17 protein-coding genes are annotated in these 16,437 nt (G+C 53.7%); 6 read left to right on the top strand and 11 right to left on the bottom strand.

Annotation, left to right across the window (positions count from 1 at the left end):
• Nucleotides 1-66: 66 nt before the first annotated feature.
• Nucleotides 67-756 (top strand): pirin family protein, encoded by a 690-nt coding sequence (locus V8L71_RS05875; protein ID WP_176303913.1) that lies wholly within the window; start codon nt 67-69, stop codon nt 754-756.
• A gap of 84 nt (nt 757-840) precedes the next feature.
• Here the strand turns inward: V8L71_RS05875 and serA are convergent, their stop codons facing one another.
• Nucleotides 841-2,085: a phosphoglycerate dehydrogenase gene (gene serA, locus V8L71_RS05870; protein ID WP_336269360.1), complete on the bottom strand. Its 1,245-nt coding sequence runs from the start codon at nt 2,083-2,085 to the stop codon at nt 841-843.
• Nucleotides 2,086-2,335: 250 nt separating this feature from the next.
• On the opposite strand from serA, the gene V8L71_RS05865 reads away from it, so the two are divergent.
• The 5 genes from V8L71_RS05865 to V8L71_RS05845 all read left to right on the top strand — a co-directional run bounded on the left by V8L71_RS05865 (nt 2,336) and on the right by V8L71_RS05845 (nt 7,046).
• On the top strand, nt 2,336-2,626 hold the full coding sequence (locus tag V8L71_RS05865) for an exodeoxyribonuclease VII small subunit (RefSeq protein ID WP_336269359.1): 291 nt from the start codon (nt 2,336-2,338) through the stop codon (nt 2,624-2,626).
• Complete coding sequence (locus V8L71_RS05860) at nt 2,620-3,513, top strand: farnesyl diphosphate synthase (RefSeq protein ID WP_336269358.1); 894 nt, start codon at nt 2,620-2,622, stop codon at nt 3,511-3,513. Before V8L71_RS05865 ends, V8L71_RS05860 begins: the two co-directional genes overlap by 7 nt.
• A 76-nt stretch (nt 3,514-3,589) precedes the next feature.
• Nucleotides 3,590-5,515 carry a 1-deoxy-D-xylulose-5-phosphate synthase gene (gene dxs / locus V8L71_RS05855; protein ID WP_336269357.1) on the top strand — a complete coding sequence of 642 codons (1,926 nt, stop codon included), beginning with the start codon at nt 3,590-3,592 and terminating at the stop codon, nt 5,513-5,515.
• A 58-nt stretch (nt 5,516-5,573) separates the two neighbouring features.
• Nucleotides 5,574-6,338: a co-chaperone DjlA gene (gene djlA / locus V8L71_RS05850; RefSeq protein WP_176303918.1), complete on the top strand. Its 765-nt coding sequence runs from the start codon at nt 5,574-5,576 to the stop codon at nt 6,336-6,338.
• An 84-nt stretch (nt 6,339-6,422) separates the two neighbouring features.
• Nucleotides 6,423-7,046, top strand: coding sequence for a glutathione S-transferase family protein (locus V8L71_RS05845; RefSeq protein ID WP_336269356.1), 624 nt, complete (start codon nt 6,423-6,425; stop codon nt 7,044-7,046).
• On the opposite strand, the gene trhA is transcribed toward V8L71_RS05845, so the two are convergent.
• The 10 genes from trhA to urtC form a co-directional block, all read right to left on the bottom strand.
• On the bottom strand, nt 7,043-7,720 hold the full coding sequence (gene trhA / locus V8L71_RS05840; protein WP_336273526.1) for a PAQR family membrane homeostasis protein TrhA: 678 nt from the start codon (nt 7,718-7,720) through the stop codon (nt 7,043-7,045). The genes V8L71_RS05845 and trhA overlap by 4 nt on opposite strands.
• Nucleotides 7,721-7,926: 206 nt before the next feature.
• Nucleotides 7,927-8,451, bottom strand: a complete 525-nt coding sequence (locus V8L71_RS05835; protein WP_336269355.1) for a hypothetical protein — start codon at nt 8,449-8,451, stop codon at nt 7,927-7,929.
• A 22-nt stretch (nt 8,452-8,473) separates the two neighbouring features.
• A complete protein-coding gene (locus V8L71_RS05830; RefSeq protein WP_336273483.1) occupies nt 8,474-9,643 on the bottom strand; it encodes a zinc-dependent alcohol dehydrogenase in 1,170 nt (389 codons plus the stop codon).
• 208 nt (nt 9,644-9,851) lie between these two features.
• Nucleotides 9,852-10,184: an FmdB family zinc ribbon protein gene (locus V8L71_RS05825; RefSeq protein ID WP_176303922.1), complete on the bottom strand. Its 333-nt coding sequence runs from the start codon at nt 10,182-10,184 to the stop codon at nt 9,852-9,854.
• Between the two features lie 90 nt (nt 10,185-10,274).
• A complete protein-coding gene (gene fmdA / locus V8L71_RS05820; RefSeq protein ID WP_176303923.1) occupies nt 10,275-11,504 on the bottom strand; it encodes a formamidase in 1,230 nt (409 codons plus the stop codon).
• Nucleotides 11,505-11,640: 136 nt separating this feature from the next.
• Nucleotides 11,641-12,690, bottom strand: coding sequence for an AAA family ATPase (locus V8L71_RS05815; protein ID WP_176303924.1), 1,050 nt, complete (start codon nt 12,688-12,690; stop codon nt 11,641-11,643).
• A gap of 12 nt (nt 12,691-12,702) precedes the next feature.
• Complete coding sequence (locus tag V8L71_RS05810) at nt 12,703-13,749, bottom strand: aliphatic amidase (protein ID WP_176303925.1); 1,047 nt, start codon at nt 13,747-13,749, stop codon at nt 12,703-12,705.
• Between the two features lie 67 nt (nt 13,750-13,816).
• Entirely contained in the window at nt 13,817-14,506 is a 690-nt protein-coding gene (gene urtE, locus V8L71_RS05805; RefSeq protein WP_176303926.1) for an urea ABC transporter ATP-binding subunit UrtE, read from the bottom strand.
• Nucleotides 14,507-14,520: 14 nt separating this feature from the next.
• A complete protein-coding gene (gene urtD, locus V8L71_RS05800) occupies nt 14,521-15,267 on the bottom strand; it encodes an urea ABC transporter ATP-binding protein UrtD (protein WP_336269353.1) in 747 nt (248 codons plus the stop codon).
• Nucleotides 15,264-16,427, bottom strand: a complete 1,164-nt coding sequence (urtC, locus tag V8L71_RS05795) for an urea ABC transporter permease subunit UrtC (protein ID WP_176303928.1) — start codon at nt 16,425-16,427, stop codon at nt 15,264-15,266. The genes urtD and urtC overlap by 4 nt, the downstream gene beginning before the upstream one ends.
• Between the last annotated feature and the right edge of the window lie 10 nt (nt 16,428-16,437).

Here is a 16,437-nt window from a genome sequence, read left to right as displayed (position 1 = left end):
ACCCCACGCGGCGTCAACGAGGCGTATATTGTCACTATTCCACATCACATAATCTCGGAGTACAGCATGATTATTCGTCGTTCAAACGAGCGCGGCTACGCCGACCACGGCTGGCTACGCTCATTCCATACCTTTTCATTTGCCAACTACGTTGACCGCAACCATATGGGCTTTCGCGCCCTGCGCGTGATCAATGAAGACCGCGTCGCGGGCGGCCATGGCTTTGGTGCCCATCCTCACCGGGATATGGAGATTATCTCCTACGTGCTGGAAGGTGAGATGGAGCATAAAGACAACATGGGCAATGGCGAGGTAATGCGACCGGGCGACGTGCAGCGCATGTCAGCGGGTACCGGCGTGCTGCACAGCGAGTTCAATCACTCCAAGACAAACGAGCTGCACTTCCTGCAGATTTGGATTGAACCCAAGCAGCTCGGCATTAAACCCAGCTACGAGCAGAAAGCGTTTCCTACCGCCGAGCGTCAAGGCCAGTGGCGTTTAGTGGTTTCTGAAGAGGGCCGCGAAGGCTCCGTGAGCATTAATCAGGACGTGAACCTGTACGCGGGCCTGTTTAACGCTGGCGAACAGCCAACCGCGCCGCCTTCGCGCCACGCTTGGCTGCATGTAGTGAACGGTGAAATGGAAGTGAATGGCGAGACGCTAGGCGCAGGCGATGCTGCGGCGTTTACGCCAGATGAGTCGATTAGCCTCACCGGCAAAGAAGCAGGCGAAGTGCTGCTGTTTGATTTGGCTTGATCACCGCGTTGACTAAACCGCACCAACCAAAACGGCGCCTCTTGCGAGGCGCCGTTTTTACAGCCAACTTATTTAATAAAGGCTTTAGCTGTTTTGTGACGAGTAGAGCGCACGAATTTTCAGCGTGTGATCGACTTCACGCAACGCTTCTAGCGCCTGTGGGCCGTAAGCTTTATCGACATCGATAACCACATAGCCAACTTTCTCGTTGGTCTGTAGGTACTGACCCGAGATGTTGATGCCATTTTCAGACAGCACGCGGTTAATTTGCGACAGCACTCCCGGCACGTTGTCGTGGATGTGCAGTAAACGGTGCTTGTCGGGGTGCGCAGGCAGCGCCACTTCGGGGAAGTTGACCGAGGTCACCGTGGTGCCGTTGTCCGAATACGTGATCAGTTTTTCTGACACTTCGATACCGATGTTCTCCTGGGCCTCCAGGGTAGAACCACCGATATGCGGGGTCAGGATCACGTTTTCCAGGCCGCGTAGCGGGCTTTCGAACTCTTCTTCGTTGCCTTTCGGCTCTACCGGGAAGACGTCAATCGCCGCACCGTTGAGATGGCCCACTTTAAGCGCTTCGGCAAGCGGTTCAATTTCAACAACGCTACCGCGGGAGGCATTAATAAAGATCGCGCCGGGCTTCATGGCGGCAATCTCTTTGGCGCCGATCATCCAGCGGGTAGAGGCAAGATCAGGCACGTGCAGGCTGATGACATCGGAGCGACCCAGCAGCTCTTCTAGGCTTGTGACCTGGCTGGCGTTACCCATTCCCAACTTGGTGATCACATCGTAGTAAATCACGTTGAAACCCAATGACTCCGCCAGCACGGAAAGCTGCGCACCGATGCTGCCGTAGCCCACGATGCCTAACGTTTTACCGCGCGCTTCATGGGAGTTCTTGGCTGATTTCAACCAACCGCCCTGGTGGGCACGGGCGTTTTTCTCAGGAATACCGCGCAGCAGCATGATTGCTTCTGCCAATACCAGCTCGGCCACCGAGCGGGTATTGGAGTACGGCGCGTTGAACACCGCGATACCACGCGTAAGCGCGGCGGTTAAATCGACCTGATTGGTGCCGATACAGAAACAGCCAACGCCGACCAGCTTCTCTGCTGCCTCGAACACACGCTCAGTCAGCTGTGTGCGGGAACGGATGCCGATGAAGTGAACGTCGCGAATCTTTTCGATCAGCGCTTCTTCATCAAGCGATGTGGGCAGATGCTCGATATTTTCATAACCTGCGTTGTGAAAATTGTCCACCGCACTTTGGTGGACGCCCTCGAGTAGCAGGATCTTGATCTTGCTCTTGTCCAGGGACGTTTTGGCCATGGCTGAATCAACCTCTATGGTCGGCGGCATGCGCCGTGTATCGGTTCACGGGAGGCGCATATCGTAGCACAGACCGCCCCATTCACGCCGGGTCAAGATGATGAAAAGTGTGCGTACTGACAATGAATGAACCGCAAGTCGTTACCATAAGCGTAGGCTGAAAGGCAGACGTCACCCCCTGGCGTCGGTGTATACTGTGGGCCTATTTCAGCTTATTTTAAAAAACATACCGGTTGGCAGGCATACCCCAATGAGCGACACCACATCACCTCCGCAGGATTTTGCCACGACGGTTGAGCAACTCGAAACCATCGTTGAACGTCTTGAGTCAGGCGAGCTCTCATTGGAGGATGCGCTGACCGCGTTTGAACAGGGCGTGCGGCTAACCCGCGATGCCCAGCAGCGGCTGGATAGCGCCGAACTTAAGGTGCGTGCACTGAGTGAAGACAGCGAAGGCCGCTTGAATGTGGCGCCTTTTGCTGGCCCCGACGACCCCAAGGATGCGGCCGACGAAGAGAGCAAGGAGACGCCCCCATGGTAGCCACCCAGCCGAGCCAGCTTGCCACCCTGCGCCACCGCAGCAATAGCCGCGTAGACGCCACCCTGGCGGCACTATTTGATAGCCGCCCGGCGGTAGCGCCACGGCTTGAGGCGGCCATGCGCCACGGCTTGCTAGCGGGAGGCAAGCGCCTGCGCCCCCTGCTGGTGTACATGGCCGGTTATGCACTTGGGGCAGACGACGAGGCGTTGGATGCTCCCGCCGCGGCGATTGAGTTAATCCATGCCTACTCGCTGATCCACGATGATTTACCCGCGATGGATGACGACGACCTGCGCCGCGGCCAGCCCACCGTGCATAAAGCCTTTGATGAAGCGAGCGCGATTCTGGCTGGCGACGCCCTGCAGGCACTGGCGTTTGAAGTGCTGGCCAGTACCGCGCATCCTCGACTGGGCAGTTTAGTCCATACGCTTGCCTCAGCCGCTGGCCGCGACGGCATGGTGGCGGGTCAGGCGCTGGATTTAGACGCCGTTGGTGGCCACCCGGATGTCGATGCCCTCGCCCACATGCACGCCCATAAAACCGGCGCGCTGATTGTTGCCGCTGTGCGCCTCGGCGGCTTAGTAGCCGTTGCAGACGATGACCCCCGTTTAACCGCGCTTATTCGCTACGCGCGCGCCATTGGTCTAGCCTTTCAGATTCACGATGACATTCTGGACGTAACCGGCGACACCGTGACCCTAGGCAAAACGTCAGGCGCCGATGCCGCCCGAGCCAAGCCCACCTACCCCAGTCTGCTGGGATTAGAGGGCGCTCAACGTAAAGCGCACAGCCTGATTGACGAGGCTATCGCCGCGCTCGCCCCTCTGGGCGAACGTGCTGCACCGCTGGCTGACTTAGCCCACTATATGATTGAGCGTGACTACTAAACGATGTCCTTGAATACGATGTCTTTGAATATGATGCTCTTGAATACAATACCCATGAAAACATGCCTATGAAAACATGCCCATGAAGCTGTTCGACGAGATTCCCCGTGAGCGCCCCGTGACGCCGCTGCTCGACTCCTTTGATCACCCCGCTGCCCTGCGGGCCATGAATGACCAACAGCTCGCCCAACTGGCTGATGAGCTGCGTGCTTACCTGTTATATAGCGTGGGCGTGTCGGGTGGCCACTTTGGCGCCGGGCTCGGCGTGGTCGAGTTAAGCGTTGCCTTACACCACGCCTTCCATACGCCCCATGATCGTTTAGTCTGGGACGTTGGCCACCAGGCTTATCCGCATAAGATCCTGACCGGTCGTCGTGAGACGATGCTGAGTATTCGTCAGCACGGTGGTTTAGCAGCGTTTCCGCGCCGCGCCGAGTCCGAGTACGACACCTTTGGTGTCGGCCACTCCAGCACGTCGATTTCGGCGGCGTTGGGTATGGCGCTGGCGGCCAAGGCACAGGGAAATAAGCGGCACGTGTGTGCAATCATTGGCGACGGCGCGCTAACCGCCGGCATGGCCTTTGAAGCCCTGGCCCACGCAGGCCACGTAGACGCCAACCTGCTGGTGGTGCTTAACGACAACGAAATGTCGATTTCCGAAAACGTCGGCGGCATGGCGACCTATCTTGCCCGCGTGCTCTCCAGCAAGCCCTATCTCAAAATACGCGAAGAGGGCAAAAAAGTGCTTTCTCACCTGCCCGGCGCGCTTGAGCTTGCCCGGCGCACCGAAGAGCACATGAAAGGCATGGTCAGCCCCGCCACGCTGTTTGAGGAGATGGGGTTTAACTATGTTGGCCCCATTGATGGTCACGACCTCAACGCGCTAACCGATACGCTTGAAAACCTGCGCGACCTCGACGGCCCGCAGTTCCTGCATATCAAAACGGTAAAAGGTAAAGGTTTCTTGCCTGCCGAGGCCGACCAGATTGGCTATCACGCCATTACCAAGCTGGAAAAGCCCAGCACCGCTGACAGTAACGGCGCCGCCAAAAAACCCATTATTAAACAAGCCGCAGCCAAGAAAAAATACTGCAATGTGTTCGGCGACTGGCTTTGCGATATGGCCGCCGCCGATTCGCGCTTGATGGGCATTACCCCCGCGATGCGCGAGGGCTCCGACCTGATTCGCTTCTCTAAAGAGTACCCACAACGCTATTTCGATGTCGCGATTGCAGAGCAGCACGCCGTGACGCTCGCGGCAGGTATGGCCTGCGAAGGCATGAAACCAGTGGTGGCAATTTACTCTACCTTTCTACAGCGCGGCTATGATCAGTTGATTCATGATGTGGCGGTGCAGAATCTGGATGTCACCTTTGCCATTGACCGTGCAGGCTTAGTGGGCGAAGACGGGCCCACGCACCACGGCAGCATGGATCTCTCATTCCTGCGCTGCGTGCCCGGCATGGTGATTATGGCCCCAGCGGATGAAGCTGAATGCCGCGCCATGCTCAGTGCTGCCTATCATCATCCTGGCCCCGCGGCGGTGCGCTACCCACGCGGCACTGGCCCCGGCGTGGAGATTCCCGCCCACCTTGAGCCGCTAACGATTGGCAAAGCCGAGGTACGCCGAAGCACCTCAAGCGACGGCGTTCGCATTGCGCTGTTGGCGTTTGGCAGCATGAATAGCGCTGCCGCCGACGTCGCCGAACGGCTCAATGCCACCCATATCAATATGCGCAGCATCAAGCCACTCGATCGGGATGCGGTGCTACACGCCGCCGACGAGCATGAACTGCTGGTAACACTGGAAGAGAACGTAATTGCGGGTGGCGCAGGCAGCGCTGTCAATGAATTGCTCCTCGCCGAAGGCGTGCAGGTGGAAGTGCTCAATCTCGGCCTGCCGGATGCCTTTGTCGAGCACGGCACGCCAGCGCAGCTACTTGCCGACTGCCAGTTGGATATTGAAGGCATCGAGCGCGCTATTCGCGTCCGGCTGCCCTAAAACTTATTGCTATTCGGTTGCCATCCGGCATTACCTTTAAACTACTTTTGAGATTTATATGCTACTGCTTATTGTTATTTTCGGCCTGATCGGTCTTGCGTTTGGTGGCCCGGTGGGGCTTCTGATTGGCGGCGGCTTGGGCTGGTGGTTGGGGCGACGCATCAGTCGTCGCTTGAATATCGCCCGAATGCGTATTCAGGAAGGTTTTCTTGAATCGATCTTCTCGGTCATGGGCTGCCTGTGCCAAGCCGATGGCAAAGTAACCGATGGCGAGCTGGATGTAGCCGAGAAACTGTTTGATCAGATGCATCTGCAGGGTGAACAACGCGCCAAGGCCCGCGCCGCCTTTGAGCGTGGCCGCGCCGATGACTTCAACTTAGACGCCGAATTGGCCAATGTTAACCGCCTCACCCAGCGTCAACCGGTGCTGCGCCAAGTATTTATCCAGGTTCAGCTCTCCGCTATCGCCGCTGACGGCGTGCTCCATCCGGCTGAACAAGAGATGATCCTGCGCGTTGCCCGTGGCGTGGGTTGCAGCGATACCGAACTACAGCAGATCGAAGCGATGCTCCACGGCGCTGCTGCTAACTCCCAAGGCGCCAGCGAAGAAGCGCTAAAAGATGCTTATCGCGTACTGGGGGTTTCGGACGATGCAAGCGATGCTGAGATCAAGAAGGCTTACCGTCGTCTAATGAGCCAAAACCACCCCGACAAATTGGCGGGTAAAGGCCTGCCCGAGAGCATGCGCGACATTGCCCAAGCGCGCACCAGCGAAATCGGCAATGCCTACGAGCGTATACGTACGGCGAGGGGCAGCGCCTAAAGGCAGCCTTAACAACAAGATAATCGACAGGTTCGCTAGCGCCCGCTAGATTCAAGCATCGACTGTTTTCGTCAGGAGCACGCCATGATCACGCTGTATAGTTTCCCCCAGTCGCGCTCGTTAAGAGTGGCTTGGGTACTTGAAGAGCTTGGCCTTGAGTACCAGTGCCAGCACGTGGCGCTGGATAAAGGCGAGGGCCAAACGGCCGAGCATTTGGCACGTCACCCGGACGGAAAGGTACCCGTCATTGAAGATGGCGATGTACATCTATTTGAGTCGGCGCCCATTTGCCGCTATCTGGCCGAGACCTATGGCGATGGCACACTGCTGCCCAGCGACCCCGCGGCCCGTGCCCAAGTTGATCAATGGCTCAGCTTTATCGTGACGGAAATTGAGCAGCCGCTGTGGAATCAGGCCAAGCATAAGTTTGCCTTGCCCGCTGATAAGCGCGTTCCTGCTATTTTGCCAGTTTGTGCCTGGGAATTTCAGCGTGCAATAAGTGCCCTGGCGCGCCGTTATAACGGTCAGGAATATCTGGTAGGTAACACCTTTACTCTGGCGGATCTGTTTCTGACTCATACCCTTTCCTGGGCGGCCAGCATGAAGCATCGCCTGCCCGAGCCGCTACTAGCTTACCGCGAGCGGCATATCAAGCGTCCCGCCATGGCTAAAGCCGTCGCGCGTGAGAAAGCCGCCGCTGAGGGTTAAGCAGACGTAACGGGGAGAACCGCGCTATAAATAGCAAAGTAGTGGCAGACGCTTCCACCTATTACAAATAGATGCCAAATAGCGTGGTTATAGGGGATGGCACGCACGGCGTAGAAGATAACCCCGAGCGTGTAGGTGATGCCGCCCGCGGCCAGTAGGGTGATGCCGGTTGATGACAAATTGGCCGCCATTTCTTCTGCGGCGAGTAATATCATCCAACCCATCAGCAAATAAATCGTGACGCGCAATACCGCAAAGCGATGCGGCCAACATAGTTTGCAGACAATGCCCGCCAACGCGAGCGACCATACAGCAGTAAATAGTATCCACCCGGTGGGGCCGCGCATGTTCACCAATAAAAAAGGCGTGTAAGTACCCGCGATGAGGAGATAAATCGCGCAGTGGTCAAGTATTTGAAAACGCAGCTTCCAACGCCGATGCGGAATGCCGTGATAAAGGGTCGAAGCGGTATACAGCAGTACCAGCGTAGTGCCGTACAGGCTAAGGCTAACCACCTTCCATGGGTCGACGTGTGCCGCTAGGCTCGCCACTGCGAGCAAGACCACCATGCCTACCAAACTAAGCGCAGCACCAATCCCGTGGGTAATGCTGTGCAGCCACTCTTCAATAACGCTGAATTCGCCCAGCGAGTCGTCGATATCGGTATTTTTCAAACGTGACACCTCTAAACGCCCTTATTAACTTATATCAGTCATGTAAAAAATAGCGAGTAGCTGACAATAAAGAGAGTGCTAGCGGCAGTTTGTTCCTTCGTTTAAGCAAATAGAAATAAAGCAACTAAAGCCGAGCCCGAAAAATAAAGCCAGGCTCGGTATTGATTGGAGAAGAAATTCTACCAATGCACGCAATGGGAATCTTTTTAAAGCGTTGGCGAGGGTAAAACATCCTTCATATCGGCGGGCACTTGAAAGCCTAGCGCAGCACCGCGCGCACTTGCTAACCCTTGGGGGAAGCCACTTCGATAGCTGTAATCAGGGGTAGCGCCTCCTTGATAGGCATGGCGCTGGCTCAAAGCCTTGGCACAGGCATAATCAAGGGCAGTAAGAATGCCCACCGCGGTTAGCGCCAGGTAAACGTTCTGCTTCTTGGGATTATGCTCATCCTTTAGCGCAAAGGAGAGGGCCGCAAGATCTAACACATCGCCGCCAACGCGGCTCCATATTGCTGGGGTAGGATTATCTGAAAGCGCGCCGATACCACTCATTACGCCTCTTACCCCACAGGCACGCAGGCTGTTTTCGCTGCCTTGCATGCCGAGCTCACGGGTAATCCTGCCTGGTGCTAGCAGTTGATAAAGCCCGACACCCAGGCTTAACCAACCGAGCCCTCGCGCCAGCTTATCCGCTGAGCTTTGCGACTGGGTCATGTCTGTGTGCTTATGCATACCTACCTCCATGTCGGTGTCTTCAAGGCTGGAGAATTACCTTGACGCAACCATCCTGTTTATCGCGGAAGGTCTTATACATTTCGGGCCCTTGCTCTAGGCCAACGGAGTGAGTAATAACAAATGAGGGGTCAATCTGGCCTTCTTCAATACGCCGCAGCAGATCATCGGTCCAGCGATTCACATGTGTCTGGCCGGTGCGCACCGTCAGCCCTTTATTCATTAACGCACCAATGGGGAGCTTGTCGACCAATCCCCCATAAACACCAGGAATCGAGAGGATGCCTGCCGGGCGGCATACATAGATCATTTCGCGTAATACGTGAGCTCGATCAGATTCCAACAGCATGGCTTGTTTAACGCGATCGTACATGGAGTCCAGTGAACGGGTGGCGTGTGCTTCCAGGCCCACCGCATCAATGCACTTTTCCGGCCCCTTACCGTTGGTCAGGTCTTGCAGGCGGCTCAGCACACTCTCTTTATCAAAATTAATGGTGATAGCACCGCCTGCTTCTGCCATGGCCAGCCGCTCGGGGACATTATCAATCACCACCACTTGCTTTGCGCCCAGCAGCACAGCGCTGCGAACACAAAACTGGCCTACTGGCCCAGCGCCCCAAATAACCACTGTATCGGTAGGCTGAATGTCACACTGTACCGCCGCCTGCCAACCGGTAGGGAAAATGTCACCTAGGAAGAGTACTTGTTCGTCAGTGAGCGTACTGGGCACTTTAATATGGGTGGTATCGGCAAATGGCACCCGGACAAATTCAGCTTGGCCGCCTGCATACCCGCCAGTGAGATGGGAATAGCCAAATAAACCCGCGCCACCATGACCAAACGCCTTATCGGCCAATGCCTTATTGCGATTAGAGCGCTCACAGACTGAATAATTGCCACGCTGGCACTGCTCACATTCACCACAAAAGATAGTGAAGGGAATTACGACACGATCACCTACCTTTAAATTCTTTACTTCGCTGCCTACCTCCATCACTTCGCCCATAAACTCATGGCCAAGCACGTCTCCCGACTCCATAGACGGTATGAAGTGATCGTAAAGGTGGAGATCAGAGCCGCAAATAGCACAGCTACTTACATTAATGATAGCGTCGCGTGGGTGCTCAATTTCTGGATCCGGTACCGTGTCATAGCGAACGTCGTTTTTACCATGCCAGCAAAGTGCTTTCATCGTCGCTTCTCCTTAACCTTTATACCCCTGGGTTAGCATCCTGCTATGTATCAACATAGCTCAGTTGCCGGGCAAAAAAGGTTAAAAAAAAGCAAGTTTCCGAGTCCGATTAAGCATCACGCGTTGCTAGTTTGTTGTTAGTTACCCCTTACGCTCAATATCCACATCGCTGGCCTGGGTGAGTGGCGCAGTCGGAGTAACTCAGGACTTAATGGCTAATCATCCATGGGCGTGCTGAGGGGAACATCTTATTACCTTCCGCCGTATAAAATACCTGGGGTTTATGACGTTCTCGATGACAGCATCCGCTCTCATGCTCACTATGCTGATTCCCATGCCTAGGCTCGTGTGCGGCTTTTTCATTACGAGCAAAAGCATTACGTTTTGTGGCGTCCATCATTAACAGCTGAGGGGCAACCATCAGTACTCTAGGGGATAGCGTTCCGCACGTTGGGCAAGCGTGAGAATCACCCGACTCTCGTAGGGGAACAAGCTCATGGAATAAGCCATGGGAAGCACACTTATAATCATAAAGAGGCATACCACTTTCTCCTTAATAGTTTCTGTTTCAAACAGGCAGCGATGTTAAGACGTCGCCGCCTATCTCAATGCTATCAACGCTTGGAAGTCTCTATTTATCTTTTGAGAGTGGTAAGTCAGCCCCCTGAGCGACTTGGGCACCGGGCCCATTGGCATTCGGTTTCACATCAATATCAAAAATATCCGTTGGCAGCCAAAGCGTTGCGCAAGCATTAGGAATATCCACGACGCCGCTAATATGCCCTTGCACTGGCGCGCACCCTAGCAACGAGTAGGCTTGGGCACCGGTATACCCAAACTTTTTGAGATATTCGATGGCATTGAGAACGGCCTGACGATAAGCCACATGCACATCCAAATAGTGCTGCTTGCCCTGCTCGTCTACCGATACCCCTTCAAAAATCAGATAATCATCGTATTTAGGCGTGATAGGACTCGGTTTGAAAATAGGGTTTTTGATGGCGTACTTCTCCATGCCGCCTTTAATCAGGTTAACCCGTAAGTGAATCCAACCGGCCATCTCAATGGCGCCGCAAAAAGTGATCTCCCCATCACCTTGGCTGAAATGTAAATCGCCTACCGATAGGCCGCCATCTTTGACATAAACGGGAAAATAAATGGTTGATCCCCGTGATAAATCTTTAATATCGCAGTTACCACCATGTTCACGAGGTGGTACTGTTCGAGCACCTTCAGCAGCCGCTTGCTGCTTGGCTGTACCCGATAACTTTCCCATATGAGCCGTATCTGCAAAAGGCAGTGCCGCTAACTGTGGTATACGATCAGGATCCGTATCATAGAGTTCTTTTTCTCGCTTATTCCATTCATCCAACATCTCCTTTGAAGGCAAACAACCAATCAAACCTGGATGAATCAGGCCTGCAAACTCTACACCGGGAATATGGCGGGATTTAGTAAACATACCATTGAAATCCCAAATCGACTTTTGTGCCTCAGGGAAGTGCTCGGTTAAAAAACCACCACCATTTTGTTTGGAAAAGAAGCCATTGAATCCCCATTGGCTCTCTTCAAAGGTACCAATATCGAGAATATCGACCACCAGCAGATCGCCAGGCTCTGCGCCTTCAATACCGACTGGACCTGATAAAAAATGCACCTGAGTTAAATCCACATCACGCACATCGTCGGCGCTATCATTGTTATGGATTTGTCCTCCAGTCCAGTCATGACACTCAATAATAAAGTCGTCACCAGGCTTCACCATGCTGGCCATGGGGATATCTGGATGCCATCGATTGTGAATCTGCTCGTTCTCGTAAGGCGACTGATTAAGGTCAACTTTAATGATTGTTTCAGCCATGACACATACCTCTTGCACGTAACGTCGAATAATGGTTATAGAGAAACCCGTTTTCCCTGTACCACTATGTAAAATCGTTACTCAGGCAGCCATAAGCTAATGCACCACGGCTACTACGTTATATGACGTATAAAAGCTATGGAGCGGTGATGGGCAGAACGCTAAGCGAATGGCTTTCGTTGATGCTGACTTGGAATAATTGCTTATCCGGATGTTTCAGCAGAGCGCTGGCCAGCACTGGCTCTAGCGTCACGCGCAGCCTTCGTGCTAAATCGCGAGCGCCAAATTTTGGGTCGCGTTTCTCGCACAACCAGTTTCGTGCATCGTCGGTTAGTTGCAGTGAGATTTGCTGTTTAGCGAGGCGTTTATCGAGTTTCGCGAGTTCGATATCCAACAAGGACGACCACCATCGTTCGTTCAGCTTCTCGAAAGGCAAAATACGATCTATACGATTGAGAAACTCAGGGTCGAAATGACGCTGCAGCGCCTGTTCTTGCACGCGGGTTTCTTTGTTTGGCTTCACCCCTAACCAACGACGCCAACCCTGCTCAAAACGGCTGCGATAGGCCACCACGTCAGTAGCACCGATATTGCTAGTCATAAAAATAAGCGTGTTACGAAAATCAATCTTACGTGTACCGCCCGACAGTACTAACTGGCCACTGTCCATTACGTTAAGCAGGCTACGTACCACTTCCTTCGAGGCCTTTTCCAACTCATCGAATAGCACGATACCGGGTTTACTGTAGCTGCCTTGAATGGCATCGATATCAAATAGCGTGTGCCCCTCTTTACTCCCCACATAACCCGGCGGAGCGCCCGTCAATGCCGCCGCATAGTGCTCTTGAGCAAGCGTGTTCATATCGATACGGCACAGCGCATCTGCGCGGCCAGCAATAGCCTCAGCCAGCAGGCGTACCGTCTCGGTCTTGCCCACCCCAGTGGGGCCAAGGAAAAGATTAACGGCTAATGGGCGTTCCTCGGCACCGATGTCAGCCTTGACCACGTACAACATCGCTTCCATGGCATCAAGTACGTGTTCCTGACCAACAATACGTTCGCGCAATCGCTGCATTACCTGTGCAGGGTCAAACCGGAAGCGTAAAGGCCTTCCGTTGGCCTTTGGCTCCCGCTCTAGATCAGCGATCTCGCGACTCTCCTCTAAGCGATCATTAATGAAGGGCATATGTCTAATTCCTTATCTGCCTGCGCCACGCTCCTTACCTTCGACGGGTAATTCACCCACCGGGCATTCGGCGACACCCACAGTTTTGCGCGTTAGCGCCTCAACGTTTTCTTGCGCCTTCTTGGCATCCATGACCCAGGTACGATAGAAATCAAAAGGACAATCGGCGATACCCTTATCACCGTCACCCGAGGCATGAACACCTGAGTAGCCCCGGTGTAAGAGCTTGAACAGATGGTTTTGCGACTGGTCATTAGCGCGGGCATCGCGAATCTGACTGATCGAAAGCTGGGCAAACTGGATTCCCATGTCCTCCTCGCCACACTCGCCTAGCGTGCGACCATCGAAGCCGATGATCGCCGAATGGCCAAAGTAGGAATAAACTCCGTCAAAGCCGCTGGCATTCGCCACCGCCACATAGCAGTTGTTGGCCCAGGCCATCGACTTAGACATCAACACCTGTTGCTCTTTGGCTGGGTACATATAGCCTTGGCAACGCACGATCAGCTCGGCTCCCTTCATAGCGCAATCGCGCCAGATTTCCGGGTAGTTACCGTCATCACAGATGATGAGGCTAAGCTTCATGCCCTTCGGGCCTTCGGTGACGTAGGTGGTATCTCCGGGATACCACCCTTCGATGGGGCACCAGGGGATGCACTTGCGGTACCGCTGTACGATCTCGCCCTGATTATCAATCAATATCAGCGTGTTGTAGGGCGCCTTATGGGGATGATCTTCATGCCGTTCCCCGGTGAGCGAAAACACGCCCCAGGTATTTGCTTCCCGGCAGGCGGCTGAAAAAATCGCCGTTTCATCGCCGGGAATAGTCGCGGCGGTGGCCATCATTTCATCGTTGTCATACATGATCCCCATGGTGCTGTATTCGGGAAAGATCACAAGATCCATTCCGGGCAATCCAACTTTCATACCTTTGATCATTTCAGCGATATTGCGTGCGTTGTCTAACACCTCTTCACGAGTATGTAGGCGCGGCATTTTGTAATTGACTACGGCCACACCGACGGTATCGGCACTGCTGGAAATATCTCCATGACGCATAAGATTCACTCCTGGGCTTGTTGAGCATTGATTAATAAAACAATGGCTTGATTAGAAAACAGACAGGTCAAACAGCCAGATAGCTGGCGATCTTGGCTTGATCGGCAGTGGCTCGACTCTCTTCATGAATAAACTCTCCCCGCTCAATGACGGTAAGTCGGTCAGCGATCTCCATGGTAAAGCTGAGTACTTGTTCGGAAACGAGAATGGCGATTTTTTTCATCTCACGAATGTCATTAAGTGTCCGAGCAATCTCCTTAATGATTGATGGCTGAATACCTTCCGTAGGCTCGTCAAGCAGCAATACTTTGGGCTCAGTGACAAGCGCCCGAGCAATGGCGAGCTGCTGTTGCTGGCCGCCAGAAAGGTTGCCACCTTTACGGTTGCGCATATCCAACAATACCGGGAACAGGTCAAAAATTTCCCGCGGCACTTTGCGGGTTCTCGCTGTCTCAAGACCAGATTCAATGTTTTCCATCACCGTGAGGTTGGGGAAAATCATTCGTCCCTGGGGAACATAGGCCAAGCCAGCGGCAACGCGTTTGTGGGCGGGCAGGCCACTCAGTTCTTTGCCATCCAAACGAATACTTCCCGCCCCGCTTGGCAGCACCCCGATCAAAGCCTTGAATAGGGTGGTCTTGCCCATACCATTGCGACCCATGATGGCCAAGGTTTCGTCTTGATTCATGTCGAAACTGACGCCGTGGATAACTTCACTTTGACCATAGCTAACATGTAAACCATTGACTTCAAGCATGATGGTGCTCTCCTTTAATGGCCTAAATAAACATCAATGACGCGCTGATCCTGCTTAAGTGTCTGCATGTCGCCCTCTGCTAGGATTTTGCCTTGATGAAGCACCGTTACCTTGCCGCCCAGAGAGGCAACGAATTCCATATCGTGCTCAATGACGATCACTGACCGTCCTTTTGCAATTTTTCGTAACAGATGCGCCGTTTCTTCGCGTTCACTTACGCTCATCCCTGCTACTGGCTCATCTAGCATCAATAGCTCTGGATCTTGAATTAGCAGCATGCCGATCTCCAGCCACTGCTTTTGGCCATGGCTGAGCAAGCCAGCCGATTCATCAAGCCGCGTTTCCAGCTGGATCTCCTTGGCCACTTCATTAATGCGGCGGAGCACTTCCTCGTCACGCTTGAACGCCAAGGCGCCGAAGACACTTCGTCCCCTAGGATAGGAAGCTTCAAGGTTGTCAAACACACTCAGCTCCTCGTAAATAGAAGGCGTCTGAAACTTGCGTCCTACACCCTCCCAGACAATACGATGCTCCCGCATACGGGTAAGCTCTTTGCCCCTGAACTTGATCGACCCTTCACTAGCACGGGTTTTTCCGCAAATCATATCCAGCAGCGTGGTCTTACCTGCACCGTTCGGCCCGATAATGACTCGTAACTCACTCTCATCCATGTATAAGTTCAGACCTTCAATGGCTTTGAAACCATCAAAAGAGACTGTTAAGTTTTCAATAGAGAGTAGAAAATTAGTGTTCGAGCTCATGGCCTTTTCTCCTGCAACGGCTCTTGAAAACCACCACTTGAAGCAGATGAACGAGCCTTTCTATCGCCGAGCCAGCGTTCAAAAGGGGTGCGCATACGGTGACCAAAGCGGCCATAAATGCTGGCCAATCCGTAGGGCAGCACCAGCACGACCAAGATAAAAACGGCACCTATCAAGAACTGCCATAGTTGCGGGTAGGCTTCGGCAAACATGGTTTTAGCAAAGCTGACCAATAGCGCCCCATAGACGCCACCCACCAGTGACAATCGCCCGCCCACTGCGGCAAAAATCACAAACTCGATGGAGGGCACGATGCCGATGAAGGAAGGTGACATAAAGCCAACCTGGAGTGTGAACATCGCGCCACCGATGCCGGAAATGAACGCCGCCAGGCAAAAGATGAACACCTTAAAGTTGGCCACGTCGTAACCGGAAAAGCGCACGCGCTCCTCTTTATCGCGCAAAGCGGTCAGAATGCGACCATATTTGCAGTTCAGTACCCAACGACCAATCAGCAAGCACCCGATTAACAAAACGGCGTTAAGGTAATACAGCAGATAGCGGGCGCTATCATCGCGAATATCCCACCCCATCAAGGTACGCAGATCGGTGATGCCATTAATGCCACCGGTATAGCCCTGCTGGCCGATAATCAGGATTGTCAGCACCACCGCTAGGGCCTGGGTGATAATCGCAAAATAAACGCCACTAACACGCCGCTTGAACATGGCAAAGCCAATCAAAAAGGCAAAAGCCGCAGGCAGCACCAGCACCGCGATGATGGTGAACGTTAGGCTATTGAAGGGAACCCAGAACCACGGCAATTCTGTGATACGGTTCCAGTCCATAAAGTCGGGTATGCCCGGCGTGGTCTGGATGCTGGTGCTTTCTGGGTCTGAGGCTTCAATCTTCAAAAACATCGCCATGGCATAGCCACCGATGCCAAAGAAAATGCCCTGCCCAAGACTGAGAATTCCGCCATACCCCCAACACAGCACCAGGCCTAGCGCCACAAAAGCATAGGTCAAATAACGCCCTGCCAAATTAAGGCGGTAAATATCAAACACAAGCGGCATAACAACCATCAGGACGATTGCCAGCAGCAAAATGCTGCCTAAGCCAGCATGACGATCCTGAAAAAAACTGAAAAGTCTGTTCATTAGATAGGAC

This window comes from Vreelandella indica (genome assembly GCF_037070225.1).
In the GTDB taxonomy this organism is placed as follows: Bacteria; Pseudomonadota; Gammaproteobacteria; order Pseudomonadales; family Halomonadaceae; genus Vreelandella; species Vreelandella arctica.
Note: the sequence above shows the minus strand (reverse complement) of the source record. Positions and strands in the feature narration are given on the sequence as shown.